The sequence below is a fragment of the Rhodococcus sp. NPDC056743 genome, from assembly GCF_042790355.1.
GTDB lineage: Bacteria > Actinomycetota > Actinomycetes > Mycobacteriales > Mycobacteriaceae > Rhodococcus_F.
In genome coordinates this window covers 153,402-169,181 of sequence record NZ_JBHTZI010000006.1, presented here as the reverse complement: position 1 = coordinate 169,181, position 15,780 = coordinate 153,402, and the positions used below count along the sequence as shown (strand labels likewise).

Genomic DNA, 15,780 nt, shown 5'->3' with positions numbered 1-15,780 from the left:
AGCTTACTCTGCTGCGGCTGCCGCAACGGCTTGCGCTGGGCGACGACGACGACGGCGGCGCGGCTTGGACGCGGCATCGGAGTCGGCTGACGTGGCAGCATCGTCGGCGGGTGCAGCAGCATCCGCAGTGGGTGCTGCTGTGGTCTGAGCTGTGGTCTGAGCTGAGTCGGTCGACTCGCTGCCCGCCCGGGTGCGGCGACGGGTCCGGTTGCGACGAGGAGCGGCCTTCTCTTCGGTGCCGTCGGAGTCGGCAGCAGCCTTCTTGTCCGCATTCGCCTTTTCGGGCGCAGCTTTAGCCTTCTCGGGCGCAGCCTTGCGGATGGTGCCCTTCGCGTCGGCCGGGATGGACAACTCTTCGTACAGATGCGGAGAGCTCGAGTACGTCTCGACCGGGTCGGGGATTCCGAGGCTCAGTGCCTTGTCGATGAGCTGCCAGCGAGGGATGTCGTCCCAGTCGACCAGCGTGACGGCGATGCCGGTACGCCCGGCGCGGCCGGTGCGGCCGATGCGGTGGACGTACGTCTTCTCGTCTTCAGGGCACTGGTAGTTGATGACGTGGGTGACGTCGTCGATGTCGATACCGCGAGCAGCGACGTCGGTGGCGACAAGAACGTCGACCTTGCCGTTGCGGAAGCCCTTCAGGGCCTTCTCGCGGGCGATCTGTCCGAGGTCACCGTGAACGGCGCCGACGGAGAAGCCGCGCTCGGCAAGATCGTCGGCGACCTTCTGGGCCGTGCGCTTGGTACGGGTGAAGATCATCGTCGCGCCGCGGCCTTCGGCCTGCAGAACGCGGGCAACCATCTCGGCCTTGTCGAGGGCGTGCGCACGGTAGATGTGCTGGCTCGTGCGGTCGTGCACTGCGGAGGATTCAGCCTCTTCGGCGCGGATGTGCGTCGGCTGCGTCAGGAAGGTGCGGGCCAGCGTGATGATCGGGCCCGGCATGGTCGCGGAGAACAGCATCGTCTGACGCTTGTCGGGGACCATCCCCATGAGGCGTTCGATGTCAGGCAGGAAGCCCAGGTCGAGCATTTCGTCGGCTTCGTCGAGGACGAGAACGCCGACCTTGCCGAGAATCAGGTGAGACTGGTTTGCGAGGTCGAGCAGGCGGCCGGGGGTGCCGACAACAACGTCGACGCCCTTCTGGAGCGCCGCGATCTGCGTTTCGTAGGGGCGGCCACCGTAGATGGGCAGAACCTGGAGACCGCGATCACCGACGCGCAGGTACTTGCTGGCGTTCTCGAGGTCGCGAGCAACCTGGATGCACAGCTCGCGTGTGGGCACGATGATCAGGGCGCGCGGGGTGCCGTCGAGGGCAGCGGTGCCGTTGGAGGCGGTGGCGATGCGGTGCAGCAGCGGGACTCCGAAACCGAAGGTCTTGCCCATTCCGGTACGGGCCTGACCGATGAGGTCGTCGCCGGCGAGAGCCAACGGAAGTGTGAGTTCCTGGATGGCGAAAGTGCGTTCGATACCGATTTCGTTCAGCGCGCGGACGATTTCGTCGCGGACACCGAGCTCGGCAAACGTCGGAGGTACATGTGTGTCGTCGAGCTGGACGGACACGGTGTTTTCGGTTGCTTCGTCTTCGTGGTCGATCGTGATCTTGCTCAGGGGTCTGGCCTTTCCTCGTTGCGGTACGCACGCACAAGGTAAGGGGCCTGGCCGTAAATCGGCCGAAGTCGATGCCCTCTTGTTCGTCGGCCTTGCCTACGCCTCAGCACTGGGGTTTCGCGGACCGATGTTCTGATGCCGTCCGTGAAATCTCGGCGAAGCGGGCAACAACCGTCGATGCAGGTGCGCGCACATTATCTGTGGGGTCCGTAAGTACTAGATCATCCCCGCTGGTTGAAAGAGCTGGTTGAAAGAGCGGGGGAAACTAAGCGGACTCCCGGAACCATTGTAACGGTAACCGGGCAATTCCCAGCAAAGCATGGCCTAGATCACCCCTGTCGACATGGGGTGATCGAGGGGACCGACCGGGGATGTGGCACTAGAGTTCGTAGGCATGGGCGCACACGATCTTGATGCTTCGACTGACACTGGAACCGGCGGCCGGGTGCCTTCCGATCATCCCGGCGTGATCGATTTGTTCGCGGTACTCGCGTACGGCGAGATATCAGCGTTCTATCGCTTGTCCGAAGACGCGCAGATGGCACCTGACCTGCACGGGAAGGTAGCTTTTGCCAGCATGGCAGCGGCGGAGATGGCGCACTTCGAGACGTTGAGCACAGCTCTGACGGAACGTGGGCACGAGATCTTTGCGGTCATGGATCCCTTCGTGCGGGCCTTGGACAACTACCACGCGTCGACCACCCCGTCGACGTGGATGGAATCACTCGTGAAGGCGTACGTCGGCGACGGAATCGCCGCAGACTTCTATCGGGAAATCGGGCACTCGTTGCCGGATGACGTCGCCGAGATCGTCGAGGACGTTCTCTCCCAGACCGGGCATTCCGAATTCGTGGTCCTCGAAGTGAAGGCAGCAGTCGAGGCGAGTAGCCGGGTCAAGGACCGTCTCATGCTGTGGGGACGCCGACTGCTCGGTGAGGCGATCACCCAGGCGCAGTTTGTTCTCGCCCAGCGCGACGATCTCACCGACCTGGTGATTTCCGCCTCGGGCGATCTCAACGGCGTGGTCGCATTGTTCGACGGTATGCAGGAAAAGCATGCCGAGCGGATGGCCACGCTCGGACTGGTCTGAGCCTGTTCGCTATCGGCACAGCGCGGCAGCGAGCATGTGGGAGTGATGCTGCATTAGCCTGGCCAGGACAGCTGATGTATTTCACGAACAGTTCGGAGGTTGACCGTGGAGGTCAAGATCGGTGTAATCGACAGCCCGCGTGAGCTCATCGTCAACAGCGAACAGACCCCGGACGAGGTTGAGGCATTGGTCTCAGGCGTCCTCGGTGGCGGCGAGCCCGTTCTTTCGCTCGTCGACGACAAGGGCCGCAAGTTCCTGGTGCAGGCGAGCCGCGTTGCATACGTGGAGATCGGTCCGTCCGATATCCGCAAGGTTGGGTTTGCGCCTACCGTCTGATGCGTTAGGTAACTGAAAAGGCGGGCAGTCTCGAATGAGACTGCCCGCCTTTTCGTTGAACGAGGCTGCTGTGTTCTCAGGACTGCAGTGTTCTCAGGACTGCAGTGTTCTCAGGACTGCAGTGTTGTCAGGACTGAAGGGGCACTCTCGACAGACCGCCCCACGCCAGCGTCACCGTGATTTCGATGGCTTCTTCCTTGGGGATCGGGCGAGCCGCTTCCAACCAGTAGCGTGCCGTGAACTGGCTGGCGCCCACCAGACCGACCGCAAGGATGCGCGCCCGGTAGGGATCGAGACCGGAATCGTGGCTGACCAGGTCGAAGACTGCGTCGACGCACGCTTCGGTGGCTTGCTCGACCCGCGTCTGCACCTGCGGTTCACCCATGATGTCTGACTCGAAGACGAGGCGGAAACCCTGTGAATCGTTGTCGACGAAATCGAAGAACGCCTGCACAGCGGCGCGTACGCGTTGCTTGTTGTCGGTAGTGGAGCGCAGGGCCTGTCGGACACCGGAGATGAGGCTGTCGACGTAACTCTGCAGAACCGCTACATACAGTTCGAGTTTGCCTGGGAAATGCTGGTACAAGACCGGCTTGCTGACGCCCGCGCATTCGGCGATCTCGTCCATGCCCGCAGAGTGGTAGCCGTTGGCTACGAACACCTCGCTGGCAGCAGCGAGGAGTTGGAGTCGGCGTGCATCTCGCGGAAGGCGGGTGCTGCGACGGGTTCCAGCCGGCTTACCGGCCGATGTACCGCGATCGGATTCTGTCCGATCCGCGAGTTCTGTCATGTCGCTGTCCAATCTGAGCAAAAGTAAAATTCGGCCGCGGCGCGAACATGTCGAGTCACGAATGCGTACTCGCCAGTATCCTCCGTCACATCGGCCGTAGCTGCATGAACGATACCGTGTGTCGCGCGCTCGCGTTTTTTCGTCTCGGCAAGCGGAATCCTCGATCGGTGTGATGTGGTGGTCGGCACATCTGACACGCCCTTGCCTGCGGGTTTTGCGCGGTCGGAGCCTGCCGCTTGTGGGATGTGAGATTCTGGAGCCGTGACTGACCCAGGGGGACCGCGCATGCGTGGACAATCTACGCAGAACCCTGACCGTGACGAGCTTCGAATGCGCAGCGGAGTGAGCGAGCCGTGGGGCAACCCCGACGGCGAAGAGCGTGCGCGCGAGGACCGTATGCACGAGGACCGTATGCACGAGGATCGTATGTACGGAGAGCGCGACTACCGAGGAATTGCGTCGCACCAGCCGTTGCGAGCTCAGTGGGATCCCACGAAGAGACAGGTGGGAAAGACCCCACGCACTCCGCGGCCGGATCGCAGCGCCCGTAAACAGAGTCGACTGGGCAAGTTCGTTGCGACGTACGGGTGGCGTGCGTACGCGATTCCCGTGCTCGTGATTCTGACGATATTCGTAATCTTCGACGCTGTGCGTTCCGATCCCGCCTCCGATTCCTCTTCGTCGACGAAGGCAACTGCCGACCTCGCGCACAGCACCGACGGGACCGATGTCATCGGAGCGCCGCCGGCCGCCGACGGGCAGTTCGCGGCATCGATACCGTCCGGAGCGCTGCCGGAGGGTGGACCGTTTGCGGTCACCGGTGGTGGCACGTGGCACATAGTTCCCGGATCTACCGGCAAGGTCGGCCAGGGCACCGAGCGCGAGTTCACCTACACCGTCGAAATCGAGGACGGCGTCGATACGGCCGGTTTCGGTGGCGACGAGTCGTATGGCCGGATGATCGATCAGACGCTGGCCAATCCCAAAAGTTGGACCAACGATCCGAAGGTCGCCTTCCGGCGGATCGATTCCGGTTCTCCCGATTTCCGTATTTCCTTGACCTCTCAGATGACCATCCGTGAAGGCTGCGGCTACGAGATCGAACTCGAGGGCTCGTGCTACAACCCGGGTATGGATCGAGTCCTACTCAACGAGCCACGATGGGTTCGTGGAGCGATCTCGTTCCAGGGTGACATCGGTTCGTACCGGCAGTATCAGATCAACCACGAAGTCGGCCATGCCATCGGATACGCCCAGCATCAACCGTGCGAAACCGAAGGTGGTTTGGCGCCGATCATGATGCAGCAGACGTTCGGAACCGCGAACAACGACATCGCGGTCCTCGATCCGGACGGCGTCGTCCCGATGAACGGGCTGACCTGCCGCTTCAACCCGTGGCCGTATCCGAGAGCGTGAGCCGTATCCGAGAGCGTCAGTAGCTGATTCAGGAGTTTGAGCGTGTCCGCATCACCCGTCGCCTTGCCACCTCTGGTGGAACCAGCCGCTGAGTTGAGCCGGGAAGAAGTTGCCAGGTACAGCCGGCATCTGATCATTCCCAATGTCGGGATGTCAGGGCAGAAGCGACTCAAGAACGCGAAGGTCCTGTTCATCGGGGCCGGCGGACTCGGATCGCCCGCACTGCTCTACCTCGCTGCGGCGGGAGTGGGAACGATCGGCATTGTCGATTTCGACGAAGTCGACATGTCGAATCTGCAACGGCAGGTCATTCACGGCCGCTCGGACGTCGGCCGCTCCAAAGCGGTCAGCGCACGCGAGTCGATTCTCGAGATCAACGACCACGTCGACGTACGCTTGCACGAGTTCCGCCTCGACAACTCCAATGCGGTGGAATTGTTCTCGCAGTACGACCTCATCCTCGACGGTACCGACAACTTCGCGACGCGCTATCTCGTGAACGACGCGGCCGTCATCGCCGGCAAGCCGTACGTGTGGGGTTCGATCTATCGCTTCGAAGGCCAGGTTTCCGTGTTCTGGGAAGACGCGCCGGGGGGAGTGGGCCTGAACTATCGCGATCTGTATCCCGAAGCTCCGCCGCCGGGCATGGTGCCGTCGTGTGCGGAGGGCGGTGTGCTCGGCGTCCTGCCCGCCACCGTGGGTTCGATCATGGCAACCGAGGCCGTGAAACTGATCACGGGAATCGGCGAACCGTTGCTCGGCCGTCTGATGATGTACGACGCGTTGTCGATGACGTTTCGCACAATCCGGTTGCAACGTGATCCGTCGCGGGCGCCGGTGACGGAACTGATCGATTACGACGAGTTCTGTGGCGTGGTGTCCGACGAAGCGAGTGCTGCTGCGACCGGTTCGACGATCACCGCACCGGAACTCGCGCAGTTGATCGCGAGCGGTCGCGAGTTGCAGCTCGTTGACGTGCGAGAACCCGTCGAGTGGGACATCATGCACTTGCCGGATGCGGTTCTGGTTCCGAAGGGTCGGATCGTCTCGGGTGAAGCGTTGGCGTCGTTGCCGCAGAACAAGCAGATAGTTCTGTACTGCAAAACCGGTATCCGGTCGGCTGAGGCGCTTGCTGTCGTCAAGAGTGCCGGGTTCGCCGATGCCGTCCATCTGCAGGGTGGCGCAATCGCCTGGGCAAAACAGGTGGACACTTCTCTGCCGCTCTACTAGGCGTGCCTTGCGCCGCGTAGCGGGTTCGCACCGGTAGCGTTGGGGTGTGAGCACAGGCCAACCTCCCCAGCACGTGTGCTCCACCTTCGGCCTCCGCGAAGTCGATCCCATCCCACTCGGTGCGGATTGGGACGGCGGTTGGCTGTGTGGAGACGTCGTCCTCTCTGCCGTCGCGGATCATGCGCGCGCGGCCTGGTCGGCAAAAGTGCGTGAGAATCTCGAAGTCGACGGGGTGCGTCTGGCCCGTCCGGTCCGTTCCACGGACGGTCGATACGTCGTATCGGGCTGGCGTGCAGACACTTTCATCGTCGGAACGCCTGAACCCCGGCACGACGAGGTTGTCTCCATGTCGTGCCGGCTCCACGCTGCTACGGCGTCGCTGGAGCGTCCACGATTCCTCGCCCAGCCGCCTGTCCCGCCGTGGGCCGAGGTCGACGTGTTCGTTGCCGCCGACCGCGCGGCCTGGGAAACGGTTCCGCTGAGAATTGCGAAGGGGGTCGAGCAGCTCGAGTCGCCGACACCCGACGGGCGCAAGAGTCTCGAACTGATCGCGGGTCTTGCCACGCTCCGCAAACCGGTTCAGAGTCCTGATCAATTGGTGCACGGTGATCTGTTCGGCACCGTCCTGTTCTCGGGCAGCATGGCGCCCGGAATCACAGACATCACGCCGTACTGGCGACCGGCGGCATGGGCCGCAGCTGTGGCGGTTGTCGACGCCATCTCGTGGGGCGGCGCCGACGAGGCTCTGGTGGGTCGCTGGGAGGATCTGCCGGAGTGGCCGCAGATGCTGCTTCGAGCCGTGATGTTCCGCTTGGCCGTTCATGTGCTGCACCCCCGGTCGACGGCGGACGCGTTTCCCGGTCTGGCCCGGACCTCCGATATCGTCCGGCTGCTTCTCTAACTCGAGCTCAGCCGAAGTCGGCGACCAGGCCTTCGAAAAGATCGCGCGCGGCATCCGAGGCGGCCCGCGCATCACCTGTGATGACTGCCGCCACGAGGTTTTGGTGCCGGCTGTGGAATCCCTCTCCGGTGGCGTCGATGTGCTGATGGATCGTTGATTCGATGACGGGAAGCAGGGAGTCGTAGAACTCCAGGTACACCACATTGTGGCTGGCCGCGACAATCGCGCGGTGTAGTGCCGCGTCGGCGACGGCGGCCGCTGTGGTGTCGTGACCCTCCCAGGTGGCTGCCCGGACCGCGAGCAGGCGTGTCAGCTCGGCGACGTCGTCGTCTGTGCGCCGGGCGGCCGCGAGCGTCGCCGCGGTGATATCGAGTGCTCGACGCAGTTCGAGCACGTCGCGCTCGTGCGCTCCGGCGAAGTAGTTGCCGAGGGTGCTCTCCAGATCGGACAGTGCGACAACGTAGGTTCCCGAGCCCTGTCGGCGCTCGAGCATGCCCGCGTGAACGAGTGCCTGTACGGCCTCGCGCACGGTGTTGCGCCCGGTGCCGGTCAGTTCGGTCAGTTCGGGTTCGGTGGGGATCCTCGTTCCGACGGGCCACGTTCCGCTCCGTATTTCGTCGCGGAGTTGTTCGGTGACCTGTGAGATGAGGCTGGCGCGTCGAACGGGTTGCACGGGGTGTTCCTCGGTTTCCGGGTGACTGAGCGGTGGTGAAGCTAGATTATCTCCCTTGTGTCATTTCGTCCGGTCATCCTATGATTTCTCGGTGACTGCTCAACTGGAGAGAACAGAACCCCGCTCGCTCGTCAAAGGCCGTGTGCTCGTCTTCGCTGCCATTGCCATGTCTGCGCTCGTACTTCGCCTTGCGGTGACGTCGTTCTCTCCACTCGCATCGCAGATCCAGGACGAGTTCGGTTTCTCCGGTTCTGTGGTCGGCGTCTTCGGAATGGTGCCGACGGCTATGTTCGCCGCCTTCGGTCTCATCACACCGGCCCTGGCAAAGCGTCTCGGCCTCGAACGTACCGCGTTGATTGCCATGATCATGGCTGCAGTCGGAATGCTGCTGCGCGCCATGATGTCTCAAACCTGGTCGTTGCTGGCCCTGTCGGCTCTCGCGTTGGCGGGTATGGGTATCGGCAACGTCGTGATCCCACCGCTGGTCAAGCGATACTTCTCCGATCGTCTTGCCACCATGAGTTCGGTCTACATCGTGGCCGTGCAGATCGGCACCATCGTGCCGGCATTTGTCGCGGTTCCGGTCGCCGATGCCTTCGGGTGGAGATTCTCCATCGGATGGTGGGCTGCCTTCGGATTTGCCGCCGCCGTTCCGTGGCTGATCACTCTCGCTCGCTCGCGCAAGGCCGACGCAGAAGCAGTGGTGGTGCCGGCCGTCGACGCGAGTCGCCGTGGCCAGGTGTGGCGTTCGCCCGTTGCCTGGGGGATGGCAGGCATGTTCGGTATGACGTCGCTGATCACCTACTCGATGTTCACGTGGATCCCGTCGATCCTCGGCGACGCCGGCGCCGGCGATGCCTTCGGTGGAACCATGGTCGGTGTCTTCTCGGTGATGGGACTGGTCGCGGCCTTCGGCGCGCCGACGCTCTGCGCCCGAATGGCCAATCCGTTCCCCGTGGTGATCGGCTGTGCCGCTTGTTATCTGATCGGCTTTGCCGGTCTGTACTTTGCGCCGATGGCCGCGCCGATCGTCTGGGTGGTTGTCCTGGGCCTGGGTCCGAGTACCTTCCCGATGGCGCTGACACTGATCAACCTCCGTACGCGTTCGCACCTCGGATCATCGGCGTTGTCCGGCTTCACTCAGGGCATCGGTTACACAGTGGCCTGCCTCGGACCGTTGCTGTTCGGCGTGTTTCACGATGCGACGGACGGGTATGCGGCGCCCTTCGGATTGCTCGTCGTTGCCGTCGTCGTGGTGCTGGTCGGGGCCTATCAGGCCTGCAAGCCGCGGATGCTCGAGGACTCCTGGCACGCTCGATAAGTCCTCACACGGGGTCCTGTTACGGGGTGAGGATCAATTGACTTCGCGGTCACCGCGCGCAGCACCGGCGCAATAACCGTTTTCTACCTTTAGGTCTCCCACACATTCAGGAGGCCCTGGTGAGTCATTACATCGAGCATTGGGATGCAGAGGACGTCGACGCCTGGGAATCCGGCGGCAAGGACATCGCGAAGCGAAACCTGATCTGGTCGGTCGTTGCCGAACACGTCGGTTTCTCGATCTGGTCGATCTGGTCCGTCATGGTGTTGTTCATGCCCACAGAGATCTACGGCATCGACGCGGCCGGAAAGTTCTTCCTCGTCGCGGTTCCCACCTTGGTGGGTTCCGTCCTCCGCATTCCCTACACGGTCGCCACCGCACGTTTCGGCGGTCGCAACTGGACCGTCATGAGTGCGCTGTTCCTTTTCATACCAACGCTTCTCACGCTGTATCTGATGATGAACCCAGGTGCGTCGTACACCACGTTCATGTTGGTGGCGGCCACTGCCGGCATCGGCGGCGGTAACTTCGCGTCGTCGATGACCAACATCAATGCCTTCTACCCGCAGCGACTCAAGGGATGGGCGCTCGGTCTCAACGCAGGCGGCGGAAACATCGGTGTTCCGATGATCCAGCTGATCGGTCTGCTGGTGATCGCCACCGTCGGCAACCGCGCTCCGTGGATCGTGTGCGCTGTCTACCTCGTGTTCATCGCGGCGGCAGCGGTCGGCGCTGCACTGTTCATGGACAACCTGGGCAACCAGAAATCGGACCTGCGTTCGATGGCCAAGGCGCTGAAGTTCTCCGAGTCCTGGGTGATCAGCTTCCTGTACATCGGTACGTTCGGTTCCTTCATCGGATTCAGCTTCGCCTTCGGTCAGGTTCTGCAGATCAACTTCCTCGCCGGCGGTGCCACTCCGGCCGCGGCGGCCCTGCATGCAGCGCAGATCGCCTTCATCGGACCGCTCCTCGGCTCGATCGCTCGCCCCCTCGGCGGCAAACTGGCCGACCGGATCGGCGGCGGCAAGATAACGATGTGGACGTTTGTCGCCATGGCATTCGCGGCATCGATCCTCGTGACGGCCGGAACGATGGACGACAACACCGCAGGCGTCGCAAGCGCCGGGATCATGGTGACGTTCGTTCTCGGATTCATCGCCCTGTTCCTGCTCTCGGGTATCGGCAACGGATCCGTGTACAAGATGATCCCCGCGATCTTCGAGGCGAAGGCTCAGAGCTTCGACCACATGGATCGGGCCGAGAAGGCAACGTGGTCGCGCAGCATTTCCGGTGCCCTCATCGGATTTGCCGGTGCGGTAGGCGGTTTGGGCGGTGTCGGCATCAACCTGGTGCTGCGCGCGTCGTACAGCAGCCCCGCCAAGTCGGCCACCATGGCGTTCTGGGTGTTCCTCGCCTTCTACATCGCCTGCATCGCGGTGACCTGGTTCGTCTTCCTGCGCAAGCCGTCCACGCTGACCACAGACGTCGACGACGTGAAGGTTTCGGTCACGGCCTGACGATCGGCCCACACAATCTCAAGAACTCTCTCGTTACCTTTGGAAGTAGGCGCGTCATGAGCAAATCGGTAGTTGTCATCGGACACGGAATGGTCGGGCATCGCTTTGTCGAGGCACTACGTTCGCGCGACGAGGCAAACGTCTGGTCGGTGACCGTTCTCTGCGACGAGCAGTATGCCGCCTACGATCGCGTCGGATTGTCCTCCTATGTGGGAGTGTGGGATCCGAAAGAACTGGCGCTGGCAGGCAACGACTACGTCGGTGACGCCCTGGTCGATCTCCGGGTGGGGGAGGGTGCGCTCTCGATCGACAAGGATGCTCGAACGGTCACGACAACCGCCGGAAACACGATCTCCTACGACGCTCTGGTGATGGCTACCGGTTCGTACCCCTTTGTTCCGCCGGTGCCCGGCCATGACGGCGACGGATGCTTTGTCTACCGCACCCTCGACGACCTGGACGGTATCCGGGCTGCAGCCGACAAGGCAGGAACCGGGGCTGTCGGCGTCGTGGTGGGCGGCGGTCTGCTCGGACTGGAAGCCGCAAATGCGCTCTCGCTCATGGGAATGACGGCACACGTCGTCGAGCACAACGCGCGCCTGATGCCGATGCAGGTCGACGAGGGTGGCGGCGCTTTGCTCGCTCGGCTCGTCACCGAGTTGGGGCTCACCGTCCACACCGGCGTCGGCACGGCCGGAATCTCACAGTCCGACAACGGAGTTGTGGTCGAACTGTCCGACGGCTCCACTATCGACGCGTCGTTGCTCGTCTTCTCCGCCGGAGTCCGGCCGCGCGATCAGCTGGCCCGCGACGCCGGCATCGCAGTCGGTGAGCGCGGCGGTATCCTGACCGACCTCGGTTGCGTGACGTCGGATGAGAACATCTACGCAGTCGGCGAATGCGCTGCGGTAGAGGGCCGTTGCTACGGACTGGTCGCCCCCGGCTACACGACGGCCGAGATCGTGGCCGACCGTCTGCTCGGCGGCGCCGCAGATTTCCCCGGTGCCGACATGTCCACCAAGCTCAAGCTCATGGGCGTCGACGTCGCCAGCTTCGGTGATGCCATGGCCACCTCGCCCGGTGCTCTCGAAGTTGTGCTCAGCGACGCAGCCAAGGGAACGTACGCCAAGCTCGTCGTCTCCGACGACGCGAAGATCCTGCTCGGCGGCATTCTTGTCGGTGACGCATCAGCCTACGCGTCGCTGCGCCCGCTGGTCGGTCGCGAATTGCCCGGCGACCCAGCAGCATTGATTTCGCCCGCGGGGGAGAAGCCAGGTGCGGGATCGCTGCCGGACGACGCCGAGGTGTGCTCGTGCAACGGAGTGACCAAGGGCGCCATCTGCGGTGCGATTGCGGCCGGCGCGTGCGACATCGCGTCGGTGAAGGTGTGCACTAGTGCGGGAACCACCTGTGGCGGTTGCCTTCCGACTGTCAAGCAGTTGCTCGCCGATTCCGGCGTCGTGATGTCGAAGGCGCTCTGCGAGCACTTCGCGCAGTCGCGGGCAGAGCTGTTCCAGATCGTGCAGTCGACGCAAACCAGAACCTTCTCGGCTCTGATTTCCAAGTACGGCAAGGGCACCGGTTGCGACATCTGCAAGCCCGTTGTCGCCTCGATCCTGGCATCCACGGATTCCGATCACATCCTCCACCGTCAGCAGGCGTCGTTGCAGGACACCAACGACCACTTCCTGGCCAACATTCAGAAGAACGGCACGTACTCGGTCGTTCCGCGCATGCCCGGCGGTGAGGTCACCGGGGAACAGCTCATCGTGATCGGTGAGGTAGCACGCGATTTCGGTCTGTACACCAAGGTGACCGGCGGCCAGCGCATCGATCTGTTCGGCGCTCGGGTCGAACAGTTGCCGGCAATCTGGAAGCGCCTGGTCGATGCGGGAATGGAGTCGGGGCAGGCGTACGGCAAGTCCCTGCGCACGGTCAAGAGTTGCGTCGGGTCGAGCTGGTGCCGCTACGGTGTTCAGGACTCGGTGGGAATGGCCGTCGACCTCGAGAACCGCTATCGCGGCCTTCGCTCCCCGCACAAGATCAAGTTCGGCGTTTCGGGATGTGCCCGCGAATGTGCGGAAGCCCGCGGCAAGGACGTCGGTGTCATCGCGACGGAGAACGGTTGGAATCTGTATGTGGGCGGCAACGGCGGACAGTCTCCCAAACACGCTCAGTTGCTCGCTGGTGGCCTCGACGACGTCACCTTGGTCAAGTACATCGACCGCTATCTCATGTTCTACATCCGTACAGCCGATCGCCTTCAGCGCACCGCGCCGTGGGTGGATTCGCTCGACGGTGGACTCGACCACCTCAAGTCCGTGATTTGCGAGGACAGTCTGGGCATCGGCGAGGAACTCGAGGCGTTGATGGCCAAGCACGTCGAGGGCTACCAGGACGAATGGGCTGGTGTGCTGGGTGATCCGGAGAAGTTGTCGCGGTTCGTCTCGTTTGTCAATGCGCCGGAAGAAGCCGACCCGACGGTTGTGTTCGACGAGACCGGAGTGCGCAAGGTTCCCGTCCTGATGGGTATGCCGAGCATCCCCACGCGCCGGTAATCGCTGCGTAACCCGTGGGTAACACGGGGTCCGTACAAACTAAGACAAGAACCCGTGCGACGCGCTCGCCGGATCGACAGGAGGACTTCGATGAGTGTCATCGATGCACAGATCGCCAAGCTGGATTCCGAACGACTGGAATGGACTTCGGCGTGCCCACTGAGTCATCTCATCCCGGGGCGCGGGGTTGCAGTGCTGCTCCGCGGCGGTGAGCAGGTGGCGCTGTTCCTCCTCGAGGACGGCACCTTGCGGGCCGTCGGCAACTTCGATCCGTACGGACGCGCATCGGTGATGTCACGAGGGCTCGTCGGAGACCGTGACGGTGAACCGATCGTGGTGTCGCCGTTGCTCAAGCAGGTGTTCTCGCTGATCGACGGCCGGGCACTCGATGACGAGTCGGTGTCGCTTCCGGTGTACGAAATCAGAGTCTGGGCCGGCGTCGTGCAGGTGCACAGCACTATTCGGGCTGTCGAATCCGTCTCGTGATCGACAACATGCCACTAGCGGGGTTCACGGTCGGGATCACGGCATCGCGCCGTGCCGATGAATTTGCGATGCTGCTGACCCGGCGGGGAGCGGAAGTGGTGCATGCTCCGGCTATCCGCATCATCCCGCTCGCCGACGACCGCGAATTGGAACGGGTGACGCGGCAGATTATCGCGAGTCCGCCCGAGGTGGTTGTTGCCACGACCGGTATCGGATTCCGTGGTTGGCTCGAAGCTGCGGACGGGTGGGGTGAAGCCGAGAATCTCTCCGCCGCACTGAATTCAGCACGCCTGCTGGCTCGCGGGCCCAAGGCGAAAGGTGCGATTCGCGCAGCGGACCTGCGCGAAGAATGGTCTCCGGCATCCGAATCCTCGGCCGAGGTACTCGAACATCTTTTGGCCGAGGGAGTTTCGGGAAAGGTTGTTGCCGTCCAGCTACACGGCGCCACCACGGAATGGGAGCCGATCCCCGATTTCTGTCAGGTGCTGCGTGACGCGGGTGCCGAGGTCATCGCAGTCCCGGTCTATCGCTGGGAACCGCCGGAAGATCCGACACTGCTCGACCGGATGATCGACGCCATCGCGACGTCCGCAATCGATGCTGTCAGTTTCACGAGTGCGCCGGCGGTCGCGTCGATCCTGATGCGCGCGGATACGACGGGGCGACTCGATACCGTTCTCGATGCCATGCGGGGATCGGTAACGGCGGTGTGTGTCGGGCCGGTGACCTCAGCGCCGCTGGAGGCATTGCGCGTTCCGACCACTGCTCCGGCCAGGGCTCGCCTTGGTGCGCTGGCGAGACACATTGTCGACGAACTTCCGCAGCGTGCCAATCGGATTCAGGCCGGTGACCACGAAATCAGTATCCGCGGTGGCTGTGTTGTCGTGGACGGAGAAGTCCGAGCAGTGTCACCGGCCGGTATGTCGCTCATGCGATCCCTCGGGGCGAGGCCGGGGCACGTCGTCTCTCGTGCCGAACTGTTGGCCGCCCTTCCGGGAAGCGGCGACGACACGCACGCCGTCGAAACCGCCGTCGCACGCCTGCGCGCGTGCCTCGGCGCTCCCAAAGCCGTTCAAACCGTTGTGAAACGAGGTTATCGTCTTGCACTCGATCCCACCGAATACGCAGAACTCTAGCGACGTCCTGGTTCTGGTCGCCCACGGCACACGTAGTGCGCGGGGCGTGGAAATGGTTGCCGCACTGGCCGAAGCGGTCAGTGCCCGGGTAGGGACAACTCGCGTGGCCTTTGTCGACGTCCTGGGTCCGTCGCCGTCGGAGGTTCTCCGCGATATTCCCGGCCGAGCCATTCTGGTACCCGCGTTCCTGGCCTCGGGATATCACGTGCACACCGACGTTCGACGCGAAGTGGAAGTCAGTGGGCACAGGGGCGTCACGGTGACGCCTGCACTTGGTCCCGATCCCGCGCTGGCCAGTGTCCTGATGCGGCGGTTGCGTGATGCCGGTTGGCGCAGCGGCGACGCGATAGTCCTTGCCGCAGCCGGTTCTTCCGATTCGCGCGCGCTCCGCGACGTCGAGCGCGCCGCACTGATGTTGGCGGAACAGGCCGACACGCGGGTCGATATCGGGTACATCGCAACCGGAACACCCAAGGTTGCGGATGTTGTTGCAGCAGCGCGGGTTCGCGGTGCGCGCCGAGTGTTCATCGCGTCGTATCTTCTTGCTCACGGATTGTTTCACGAACGTCTTGGTGCGGCGGGCGCCGACGGCGTCACCGAACCTCTCGGCGTTGATCCCGGCGTCGTGGATCTTGTGGTCAACCGGTATTCGGCCGCTCGCCGCGGCGTAGTGGTGATCTGAGGCCGTTCGGGACGGTTCGGGTACGCGCCCACGCCG

The 15,780-nt window shown here is 63.2% G+C and carries 14 protein-coding genes; 11 read left to right on the top strand and 3 right to left on the bottom strand.

Annotation, left to right across the window (positions count from 1 at the left end):
• Positions 1–3 precede the first annotated feature (3 nt).
• The gene (locus tag ACFRFQ_RS15220; protein ID WP_378658962.1) at positions 4–1,560 is read right to left on the bottom strand and encodes a DEAD/DEAH box helicase; all 1,557 of its coding nucleotides are present in this window, start codon (positions 1,558–1,560) and stop codon (positions 4–6) included.
• 442 nt (positions 1,561–2,002) lie between these two features.
• On the opposite strand from ACFRFQ_RS15220, the gene ACFRFQ_RS15215 reads away from it, so the two are divergent.
• Positions 2,003–2,698, top strand: coding sequence for a ferritin-like fold-containing protein (locus tag ACFRFQ_RS15215; protein ID WP_378658959.1), 696 nt, complete (start codon positions 2,003–2,005; stop codon positions 2,696–2,698).
• Positions 2,699–2,803: 105 nt separating this feature from the next.
• Positions 2,804–3,034: a DUF3107 domain-containing protein gene (locus ACFRFQ_RS15210; protein WP_033231168.1), complete on the top strand. Its 231-nt coding sequence runs from the start codon at positions 2,804–2,806 to the stop codon at positions 3,032–3,034.
• 127 nt (positions 3,035–3,161) lie between these two features.
• On the opposite strand, the gene ACFRFQ_RS15205 is transcribed toward ACFRFQ_RS15210, so the two are convergent.
• Complete coding sequence (locus tag ACFRFQ_RS15205) at positions 3,162–3,824, bottom strand: TetR/AcrR family transcriptional regulator (protein ID WP_033231167.1); 663 nt, start codon at positions 3,822–3,824, stop codon at positions 3,162–3,164.
• A 411-nt stretch (positions 3,825–4,235) separates the two neighbouring features.
• Between ACFRFQ_RS15205 and ACFRFQ_RS15200 the strand changes: the two genes are divergently transcribed.
• Genes ACFRFQ_RS15200 through ACFRFQ_RS15190 form a run of 3 tightly spaced genes read left to right on the top strand, consistent with a single transcriptional unit; the run spans position 4,236 to position 7,371 of the window.
• Positions 4,236–5,240 (top strand): DUF3152 domain-containing protein, encoded by a 1,005-nt coding sequence (locus ACFRFQ_RS15200; protein WP_378659636.1) that lies wholly within the window; start codon positions 4,236–4,238, stop codon positions 5,238–5,240.
• Positions 5,241–5,282: 42 nt separating this feature from the next.
• The gene (gene moeZ, locus ACFRFQ_RS15195) at positions 5,283–6,470 is read left to right on the top strand and encodes an adenylyltransferase/sulfurtransferase MoeZ (RefSeq protein WP_378658956.1); all 1,188 of its coding nucleotides are present in this window, start codon (positions 5,283–5,285) and stop codon (positions 6,468–6,470) included.
• Between the two features lie 46 nt (positions 6,471–6,516).
• The gene (locus ACFRFQ_RS15190; RefSeq protein ID WP_378658954.1) at positions 6,517–7,371 is read left to right on the top strand and encodes a TIGR02569 family protein; all 855 of its coding nucleotides are present in this window, start codon (positions 6,517–6,519) and stop codon (positions 7,369–7,371) included.
• Positions 7,372–7,378: 7 nt separating this feature from the next.
• On the opposite strand, the gene ACFRFQ_RS15185 is transcribed toward ACFRFQ_RS15190, so the two are convergent.
• A complete protein-coding gene (locus tag ACFRFQ_RS15185) occupies positions 7,379–8,044 on the bottom strand; it encodes a FadR/GntR family transcriptional regulator (protein ID WP_378658951.1) in 666 nt (221 codons plus the stop codon).
• Between the two features lie 91 nt (positions 8,045–8,135).
• On the opposite strand from ACFRFQ_RS15185, the gene ACFRFQ_RS15180 reads away from it, so the two are divergent.
• The 6 genes from ACFRFQ_RS15180 (at position 8,136) to ACFRFQ_RS15155 (ending at position 15,744) form a co-directional block, all read left to right on the top strand.
• The gene (locus ACFRFQ_RS15180) at positions 8,136–9,365 is read left to right on the top strand and encodes an MFS transporter (protein ID WP_378658949.1); all 1,230 of its coding nucleotides are present in this window, start codon (positions 8,136–8,138) and stop codon (positions 9,363–9,365) included.
• 116 nt (positions 9,366–9,481) lie between these two features.
• Entirely contained in the window at positions 9,482–10,882 is a 1,401-nt protein-coding gene (locus ACFRFQ_RS15175) for an MFS transporter (protein ID WP_378659633.1), read from the top strand.
• A 56-nt stretch (positions 10,883–10,938) separates the two neighbouring features.
• Positions 10,939–13,440, top strand: a complete 2,502-nt coding sequence (gene nirB, locus ACFRFQ_RS15170) for a nitrite reductase large subunit NirB (RefSeq protein ID WP_378658946.1) — start codon at positions 10,939–10,941, stop codon at positions 13,438–13,440.
• A 90-nt stretch (positions 13,441–13,530) separates the two neighbouring features.
• Positions 13,531–13,926, top strand: a complete 396-nt coding sequence (nirD, locus tag ACFRFQ_RS15165) for a nitrite reductase small subunit NirD (protein WP_378658944.1) — start codon at positions 13,531–13,533, stop codon at positions 13,924–13,926.
• Positions 13,923–15,062 (top strand): uroporphyrinogen-III synthase, encoded by a 1,140-nt coding sequence (locus tag ACFRFQ_RS15160; RefSeq protein ID WP_378658941.1) that lies wholly within the window; start codon positions 13,923–13,925, stop codon positions 15,060–15,062. The genes nirD and ACFRFQ_RS15160 overlap by 4 nt, the downstream gene beginning before the upstream one ends.
• Entirely contained in the window at positions 15,028–15,744 is a 717-nt protein-coding gene (locus ACFRFQ_RS15155; protein ID WP_378658939.1) for a sirohydrochlorin chelatase, read from the top strand. The genes ACFRFQ_RS15160 and ACFRFQ_RS15155 overlap by 35 nt, the downstream gene beginning before the upstream one ends.
• Positions 15,745–15,780 lie beyond the last annotated feature (36 nt).

Coding starts and splice junctions, on each gene's coding strand:
- ACFRFQ_RS15200 (WP_378659636.1), top strand. CDS start 4,236: ATGCACGAGGATCGTATGTACGGAGAGCGCGACTACCGAGGAATTGCG.
- ACFRFQ_RS15205 (WP_033231167.1), bottom strand. CDS start 3,824: ATGACAGAACTCGCGGATCGGACAGAATCCGATCGCGGTACATCGGCC.
- nirD (WP_378658944.1), top strand. CDS start 13,531: ATGAGTGTCATCGATGCACAGATCGCCAAGCTGGATTCCGAACGACTG.
- nirB (WP_378658946.1), top strand. CDS start 10,939: ATGAGCAAATCGGTAGTTGTCATCGGACACGGAATGGTCGGGCATCGC.
- ACFRFQ_RS15215 (WP_378658959.1), top strand. CDS start 2,003: ATGGGCGCACACGATCTTGATGCTTCGACTGACACTGGAACCGGCGGC.